Consider the following 8,376-nt stretch of genomic DNA (forward strand, 5'->3'; position numbering starts at 1 on the left):
GTTCCCGACGCCGTGACCAGGGGTCACGGTTCAGAACGCCGCATCACCGGCGTACTCGGCACGCAAGCGCGCCACCAGCCACTCCACACTGACCGACGCCCGCGCCCGCGACGTCGCCGGCCCCACCCGAGGTCCCACCCGAGGCCCCGGTGACGGCACATCGCGCGGTGGCACAGCATCACGCGGTGGCACGGCATCACGCGTCATGTCCGGGTCGACCACCGGGTCAACTACCCGGTCATCCACATCCGGCAGAATGATCGCTGATCCTTCGACCACCGGGCCGTGGGTGCGTTCCACGAGACGGCGGCGCATCCCCGACCGTGTCAGCCCACCGGCCGTCGCCACCGCCAACAACCGCTCGAGCGCCACGTCGAGCGACGGCCGCGCGGACGCCTCGAAGGCCACCATCGCGCCGAGCACCGATGTCAGCGCGGCCGGCACGGCGCTGAGATCCGGATGATGGTTCGGGTCACCGATGTGCCAGAGCAACGCCGGCCCACCCACGCCTCGGTACGGAGGGTGTCCGGTCGTGGCCGCAACCAGGGTGGCGCCCAGCGCGTAGACATCCGCCGCGGGTGTCAGTTCTCTTTCGCCCCGGGCCTGTTCCGGTGACATGTACGCCACCGTCCCGATGACCGCGCCCGGTTCGGTAAGATCCCTGCTCCGGTCCGCCAGCAGCGCCAGCCCGAAATCGATCACCTTCGGGCCGTCCGGGCCGAGCAGGATGTTCTGCGGCTTGAGATCGCGGTGCAGCAACCCGACCTCGTGGATCTTTACCAGCCCCTCGACGAGCGCCGCGCCGAGGATCGCCGCGAGCGGCGGCTCCAGCGGCCCCCGCAGATCGACATACTGACGCAGGGTCTGACCAGGGACGTACTCGACCGCGCACCAGGGCGGCTCGTCGTCCAGACCGGCACCCTCGAACCGGGCGACCCGCGACCCGTAGACCATCCTGAGGTTCTCGACCTCGGCGGCGAACCGCTCCCGGATGACCGGATCCGAGACCAGCTCCGACTTGATGACCTTGACAGCCACCTGCTCAGCCGCGGCGGACGTCCCCAGGTACACCCGGCCCATCCCACCGGACCCCAGCCGGGCATGGATCCGGTACGGGCCGACGCGCACCGGATCCGACGGCACCAACGGATCACACGCAACCAACGCATCCACCCAGCCGCCCCCCACGTCCGACCCGGCGACCATCGTCGACCACCGCGAGCGATCAGTCTAGAACAGTCAGCTCATTAGCGGTCATCAGAGGCATGCCACCGTTCGGTGCCCGATATCCGAACCGGAGGTAGCGCCACTGAGCGTTACAAGCATGTGGGTCGCTTGCCGCCGATAGAATGCGATTAGCTACAGTTGTTCCATTCGGGAGGGATGACGGCGGCCTGTTGTACCGCCAGGGATCCGCGGTTGTCGTCGCTGGGAGCGGTGGGGCTGTGCCGATAGACCGAGACCGCGTGGAGCGAGCGTTACCCGACCGCTACGAACTACGCGGCCGGCTCGGCGATGGTGGTTTCGGCGACGTCTTCCAGGCGTTGGACCGTCGGCTCGACAGGCTGGTCGCGGTCAAAGCGGTGCTGGTGACGAGTAGCGACGGGCGTCGGGTCGCCAGGGACGAAGCGACGGTCCTGGCCCAGCTGAGCCACCCGCACCTGGTCAACATTTTCGACGCGATCGACGTCGATGACCTCTTCCTGTTGTTCATGGAATTCGTCACCGGCAAGTCGCTGGACACCGTCAGCCGCCGCCTCTCACCGGAGACAGTGTGCGGGATCGGCCTGGCGGCCGCGGACGCGTTGGCATATGTGCACGGCAGGCAGATGCTGCACCGCGACATCAAACCGGCGAACCTGCTGCTCGCCGACGACGGCACCCTGAAGATCGTAGATTTCGGGATCGCGAAACTGCTGGAACACACCGCCGCGTTCGGTAGCACCGGAACGCCGTTCTGGATGGCGCCCGAACAGCGGAACTTCGCCGCGCTCGGCCCGGGTACGGATCTGTATTCCCTCGGGCTGGTGCTGTACTGGCTGTTCGCCGGGCAACTGCCGGCACGTCCCCGCGTCGAGCCGCTGACCGATGTGCACCCGCTACTGGCCGGGGTGGTGATGCGGGCGGTGGACGAGGATATCGACGCACGCTACCCGTCGGGGCAGGCGTTCGCGGTCGCGCTGGCCGAGGCTGCCGCCGAGGTGTTCGAAGCTGGCTGGCTCAAACGCAGCGGCCTGATCCTGCGGGTGGACGAGGCGATCCGGGAGGCGGCCCAACCCGGTGCGGTCGTCTCTGGAGGCTCCGGTCACGACGAGAACCGGTCTTTGTCGGCCGGCACAGACGCGGCACTTTCCACGACCACCGTCTCGCGTGGCCACGGTGCGACCTCCGCGGCAGGAGCCGGCACAGTGTCACGTCCCAGGCCCAGGCCCAGGCCCAGGCCCAGGCTCAGTCGCAAGCCCAGGCTCAGTCGCAAGCCCCTGATTATCGGTGCTGCGGTCCTGTTGACAGGGCTGACAGCTCTTACAGCTCTGCTTGCCGTCGTGACGACCACGGTCCAGCCAAGCGAATCGGGCACATCCAGCTCTCCGCTGATCGCCACGGTGGCTGGCGCCGAATCGTTCACAGGGGACGGCGGGCCAGCCACCTACGCCCAACTCACGTATCCGACCGGAGCGGCTGTCGACGACTCCGGCGCCCTCTACGTCGCCGACCCGGACAGCAACCGGGTGCGCAGGGTTGGCATCGACGGAACAATCAGCACCGTGGCCGGCACCGGTACCCCCGGTTTCGCCGGTGACGGCGGGCCAGCCACCCACGCCCAACTCACGCATCCGGTGGGTGTGGCGATCGACAATACCGGCACCCTCTACATCGCCGACCAGAACAACCAACGGATACGCCGGGTCGACGCCAACGGAACAATCAGCACCGTGGCCGGCACCGGCGCTCTCGGGTATTCCGGCGACGGCGGACCGGCCACCCACGCCCGGCTTTCGGACCCGACCGGGATGGCGGTCGACAGCACCGGCACCCTCTACATCGCCGACCAGAACAACAACCGCGTCCGCAAGGTCAGCACCGACGGAACAATCACCACCATAGCCGGCACCGGCACCTACGGATATTCCGGCGACGCCGGACCAGCCACCCACGCCCAACTCGCACATCCAACAGGGGTGGCCGTCGACAGCACCGGCACCCTCTACATCGCCGACCAGAACAACAACCGCGTCCGCAAGGTCAGCACCGACGGAACAATCACCACCATAGCCGGCACCGGCACCTACGGGTATTCCGGCGACGGCGGGCCGGCCACCCACGCCCAACTCGCGCATCCGACCGCGGTGGCAGTCGATCGCACCGGCGCCCTCTACATAGCCGACCAGTTCAGCCGGGTCCGCAGAGTCGGCACCGAGGGAACAATCACTACCGTAGCCGGCACCGGCAGCTACGGCTTTTCCGGCGACGGCGGACCAGCCACCCACGCCCAACTCGCATATCCGACTGGGATGGCGATCGACAGCACCGGCACCCTGTACATCGCCGACCAGAACAACCAGCGGATACGCCGGGTCGATACCAATGGAACAATCACCACAGTAGCCGGCAGCGGTAGCTACGGCTTTTCCGGGGACGGCGGGCCAGCCACCCATGCCAAACTTGCAGATCCGACCGGGATGGCGATCGACAACACCGGTACCCTCTACATCGCAGACTCGGACAGCAACCGCGTACGCAAGGTCAGCACCGACGGAACAATCACCACGGTGGCAGGCACCGGCACCCCCGGATTCACCGGCGACGGCGGGCCGGCCACCCACGCCCAACTCGCGAATCCCACCGGGGTGGCAGTCGACACCACCGGCACACTCTACATCGCCGATCAGAACAACAACCGCGTACGCAAGGTCAGCACCGATGGAACAATCACCACCATAGCCGGCACCGGCACCCCCGGATTCACCGGCGACGGCGGGCCGGCCACCCACGCCCAACTCGCGAATCCCACCGGGGTGGCAGTCGACCGTACCGGCACCCTCTACATCGCCGACACAGACAGCAACCGCGTCCGCAAGATCGGCTGACAAGAATCGCCGAACTACCCCTGACTGCCTTGGTTGCTCTTGGTTGCTCCTGGTTGCCTGCCGTGTTCGGCGACTGCTCACGGGCAGCGCCAACTGGCACCGAGCAAGCGGCGGCGTAGAGCCACTCTGGCTCATGTTGCCCTTGATCTGGCACCTAACTTGATGCCATAGTGGCACCATGGACCTCCGGCTGTACGTCGAGAACATCCAAGGCCAGCTTGCGGTCGCCGCCGAGGCCGGCGGCGATGACTCTCGTGCGCTTGCTGAACGCCTTGTTGCGCCCCTGGACGCGGCGATCCGACTCACGTTGCAGGACGCGCTGGCGGTCGCGGCGGAGGAGATCACCTGCGAGCTCGCGCCGGGTTCGGTCGAACTGCGCCTGCGCGGACGTGACCTCGAGTTCGTGGTGACACCACCGCCGGTCGACTCGTCCGTCGACGACCTGCATGGTGATGATGACGGTGACACGACACCGAACGGCCGGCCGGCGCCGGGCGTCGCGCTGCCCGCTTCCGTCGAGGGCGACGAGGGCGCGATGGCGCGGATCAACCTGCGCATGCCTGATCACCTCAAGGCCCGGATCGAGCAGGCCGCCGGCGGTGAAGGGCTGTCGGTCAACGCCTGGCTCGTGCGCGCGGCTGCCACCGCCTTGGAACGAACCGGCCCCAGCCCTCGACACCCACGGCGTGCCCCGCAGGGCGCTGCGCGCTACACGGGCTGGGCGCGCTAGCCGAGCCGAGCCAGGAAATTCCACACCACGACCCGTGGTGGTCGGGGTGCCCGCCAACCCATCAGAAGGACTGCCATGCCTACTTTCGACGCTCCCGAACCCATCTCCGTCACCGTGGATCTCACCGTCGGTGATATCCGGATCGTGGCGAGTGACCGCACCGACACCGTCGTCGAGGTGCGCCCGAGCGACGGTGCCAAGAAGTCCGACGTGGCCGCCGCCGAGCAGACTCGCGTCGAGTACGCCAACGGCATGCTGCTGATCAAAGCGCCGAGGGGATGGCGGCAGCACACCTTTCGCGGGGGCGGCGAGTCGATCGATGTGCAGATCGACCTGCCGGCGGGCTCGCACGTGCGAGGTGGAGCAGGGGTAGCGGCGTTGCACTGCACCGGTCGCCTCGGCGAATGCCGCTACAAGACCGGCATCGGAGACATCCACGTCGATCAGGCAGGCCCGGTCGAACTCAAGACCGGAAGTGGTGACATCGGCGTGGGCCGGGCGGTCGGGCGCACGGACGTCACCACGGGCTCCGGCGCCGTGCGGATCGACAGCATCGACGGCATCGACGGCACGGCGGTGATCAAGAACTCCAACGGTGACACCTGGATCGGCGAGGTCACCAGCGACCTTCGGGTGAGCGCGGCCAACGGCGACATCGTTGTCAACCGAGCGCACGCGACGGTTGCGGCCAAGACCGCCAACGGCGACGTCCGCATCGGCGAGGTGGCGCGGGGTGCCATCCTCACCCAAACCGCCCTCGGCACGGTCGACATCGGAATCCTCGACGGAGTCGCCGCCTGGCTGGACCTCAACACGAGCTACGGCAACGTGCAGAACGACCTGGACGCCGCCGACCGTCCCGAACCCGGCGAAGACGCGGTCGAGGTACGCGCCCGTACCTCCTACGGCGACATCACCATCCACCGCTCCATCGCGAGCGCCACCGGGAAGGACGCGACATGACCACCATCACGGCCTGCATCCAGGCCCCGGGCGCCGGTGGAGCGCACATGTAGGTCAGGCAGATGCACGTGGCCCTCTCAGCATGCTCGCTGACAGCCTGCCAGAACTCGGGGACACAGCCCTCCTCGGCTAGGATGGCGCCCTGATCGCACGCTCGATGGTAGTTTCGTCAAGATCTGACAGGACTCGGCCTCTGGTAGCGCTGATCGACGACGTTAGGGTGGCCGATGCTGATTCGCTTCGAAGTATCGAACTACCGCTCAATCCTAGATGCGGCTGAGCTCTCCATGATCGCGGTTGATCAGGATCGTGTGGAAGCTCGTCGAACGGCTCTACTCGGCGAGAGTCTCCTCGTCGTGGCGGCGGTCTTCGGTCCCAATGCGTCAGGCAAGTCGAATATCATCGCGGCGTTTACCTGGATCAGGGAAGCAGTGCAGAACTCTCTTCGATCGTGGGATCACGAAATACCTGTCGAGCCGTTTGCGTTCGGTGACGGGCCTACACGATCTTCGGAGTTCGTTGTCGAGTCCCTCATCGGAGGCATCCGGTTCGAGTACATCCTCGAGCTGAACCGGGAAGCGGTTCAGTACGAAGGTCTTTTTCACTATCCAGAGAAAAAGCGTCGCCGAATATTTGAACGCGAGGGAAGCGAACTGAAACTCCAGCGGGGGTTGGGGAATCTTTCTGGAACCCGTGAACTGCTTACGGACTACACCTTGGCTCTGTCCGTGGCTCGCCGCTTTGACGAGCCGCTGGTCTCTGGATTTGTTCGGGACCTTCTTCGCGCGCAGACATTCGGCCCTTCTGTGCGTCGTCCGAGATCGTTTGGGTCGAGCGGAAGCTATCAGCCGCCATCTCGGTCGACGCTTCGATGGTTCGAGCCTCCGTCACCAAATGATCATCAGTCGCTGTTCGGTGCCGGCATTGCCGGAGATATCCCAAGGACGGATCGAGAACAAGCACTGGCATTACTCAAACTTGCCGACCTTGGAATCGTCGATGTACTCATCGAGGAAGAGGAGATGAGATTTCAGTCTTCAGGAGAGACTGTCGCCGTTCGTTCTCAAAAGCGAGCACGACTCGTCCATCGGGCCGCAGAAGAGCGGGTGCCACTCGACTTCATCGCTGAATCCGAGGGTACGCGCACCTGGTTTCAGCTAATCGGGCCGGTACTCAGTGTGTTGCAGTCTGGATCCCTACTGCTTTTCGACGAGCTGGACGCGAGTCTGCACCCGACCCTGTCGGCGCAGCTGATAAGACTTTTTCATGACCCGGCAACAAATCCTAACGGTGCACAGTTGATCTTCACCTCGCATGACACCAGCCTACTGAACCACCTCAATCGCGACGAAGTCTGGCTGACAGAAAAGGTCGACACCGGAGCGACTCGCCTTGGCGCTCTCGCAGAGTTCGCGGGTGAAAGAGTGCGGAAATCACAGAACCTCGAGAACGCCTATCTACATGGACGCTTCGGCGCATTGCCCGACGTGGATCAAACCGATTTTCTCCGCGCCCTCGGCTTGATCGGCTAACAGCGATGTCACCGAGGCGGACGACCTGTTCTCCGGCTCGCCATAACGGAACAGGGCGCGACCATCGCCCGCCCACGTCATCTCAAAGGCCCCAGGCTCCCCGCGGAAGCCCTTGACCCGAAGGCTCGTGCGGAAGCCGGCCCCGGCTTGGAGGTCCTCGACAAACAGGTCACGCGCCCGGAGGAACCGCTCCCGCTGGGCATGGGTGAGTCGTCGGTAGTCAGCCCAAAAGCGGTCGAGCGCGTCGAAGGTGGGCATGCGCACATGCTAGATGTCCAGTATGCCCATCATGCCGTGCGGCGCAGTGTCTCTCCATCATCAGCGGTGATCTGCCGCGCGTAAGCGTCGAACTCCTCAACCGAGCCGAACGACACGAAGCGTCCCGCAGCAAGATCTGCATCCGAATCCGCAAGTACTCTGTCGAGCCACACGGGAGGATCAACAAGTTCGACATCGCGGAAAGCTGCCGGCAACCCAAGCTCGCGCACGGCGGGCCTCCTCGCTAGGGGTACTGCTTAAACGGTACCGCACGGTAGCAGCATGAAGCGCGACAACAGCCCGACCTGACACGCCTGAGAAGCAGGACGACCAGGGAAGCGCGATCTGACAGGCGACGTTGCTGTCACAGTTGCTGTCAAGATCAAAAAATGGCAACTACTGACCGTCATACTTACTGGTCAGGGTGGGTGCGCCGCCAGGGACTTGAACCCCGAACCCGCAGATTAAGAAAAGGAGCTGTTTGTTCACTGATATCCATGAATGTTCGCCGTGTCGGCGTGACCTGGGCTCGGATGTCCGTCCACGTTCGCTGGTGTGCGTGGTCGTCGGTGGGCTGGGCTGTGATCGTGGCTGTCAGTCATGCCAGTCCCCGCGGAGCCTGCCGGGAGTACGACGCCGCATGTTTAGTTCGAGCTATAGTGGACCTGTGTCGGTGGAGCCACCTCATCGGTGGACGATCAAGACCACACCCGAACTGCGGGAGTGGCTGCGCTCGCTGCGCCAGACGGACCTGGACACGTATCGGTCTGTCAACGCGGCGATCGACATGCTCGCCGAGATCGGG

At 65.2% G+C, this 8,376-nt stretch carries 6 protein-coding genes; 4 read left to right on the forward strand and 2 right to left on the reverse strand.

Translation table 11 applies throughout. The features are described 5' to 3' along the window. Positions 1-30: 30 nt before the first annotated feature. A complete protein-coding gene (locus U9978_RS19895; protein ID WP_322762652.1) occupies positions 31-1,206 on the reverse strand; it encodes a serine/threonine-protein kinase in 1,176 nt (391 codons plus the stop codon). A 260-nt stretch (positions 1,207-1,466) separates the two neighbouring features. Between U9978_RS19895 and U9978_RS19900 the strand changes: the two genes are divergently transcribed. The 4 genes from U9978_RS19900 to U9978_RS19915 all read left to right on the forward strand — a co-directional run bounded on the left by U9978_RS19900 (position 1,467) and on the right by U9978_RS19915 (position 7,313). After that, a complete protein-coding gene (locus U9978_RS19900) occupies positions 1,467-4,088 on the forward strand; it encodes a protein kinase domain-containing protein (RefSeq protein ID WP_322762653.1) in 2,622 nt (873 codons plus the stop codon). 178 nt (positions 4,089-4,266) lie between these two features. Further along, entirely contained in the window at positions 4,267-4,818 is a 552-nt protein-coding gene (locus tag U9978_RS19905) for a hypothetical protein (protein ID WP_322762654.1), read from the forward strand. Between the two features lie 75 nt (positions 4,819-4,893). Then, positions 4,894-5,781 carry a DUF4097 family beta strand repeat-containing protein gene (locus U9978_RS19910; RefSeq protein WP_322762655.1) on the forward strand — a complete coding sequence of 296 codons (888 nt, stop codon included), beginning with the start codon at positions 4,894-4,896 and terminating at the stop codon, positions 5,779-5,781. Between the two features lie 227 nt (positions 5,782-6,008). After that, positions 6,009-7,313, forward strand: coding sequence for an ATP-binding protein (locus U9978_RS19915; protein ID WP_322762656.1), 1,305 nt, complete (start codon positions 6,009-6,011; stop codon positions 7,311-7,313). 287 nt (positions 7,314-7,600) lie between these two features. On the opposite strand, the gene U9978_RS19920 is transcribed toward U9978_RS19915, so the two are convergent. Then, positions 7,601-7,801: a hypothetical protein gene (locus tag U9978_RS19920; RefSeq protein WP_322762657.1), complete on the reverse strand. Its 201-nt coding sequence runs from the start codon at positions 7,799-7,801 to the stop codon at positions 7,601-7,603. Positions 7,802-8,376 lie beyond the last annotated feature (575 nt).

Origin of the sequence: Protofrankia sp. Cr2, assembly GCF_963555885.1 — a bacterium.
In the GTDB taxonomy this organism is placed as follows: Bacteria; Actinomycetota; Actinomycetes; order Frankiales; family Frankiaceae; genus Protofrankia.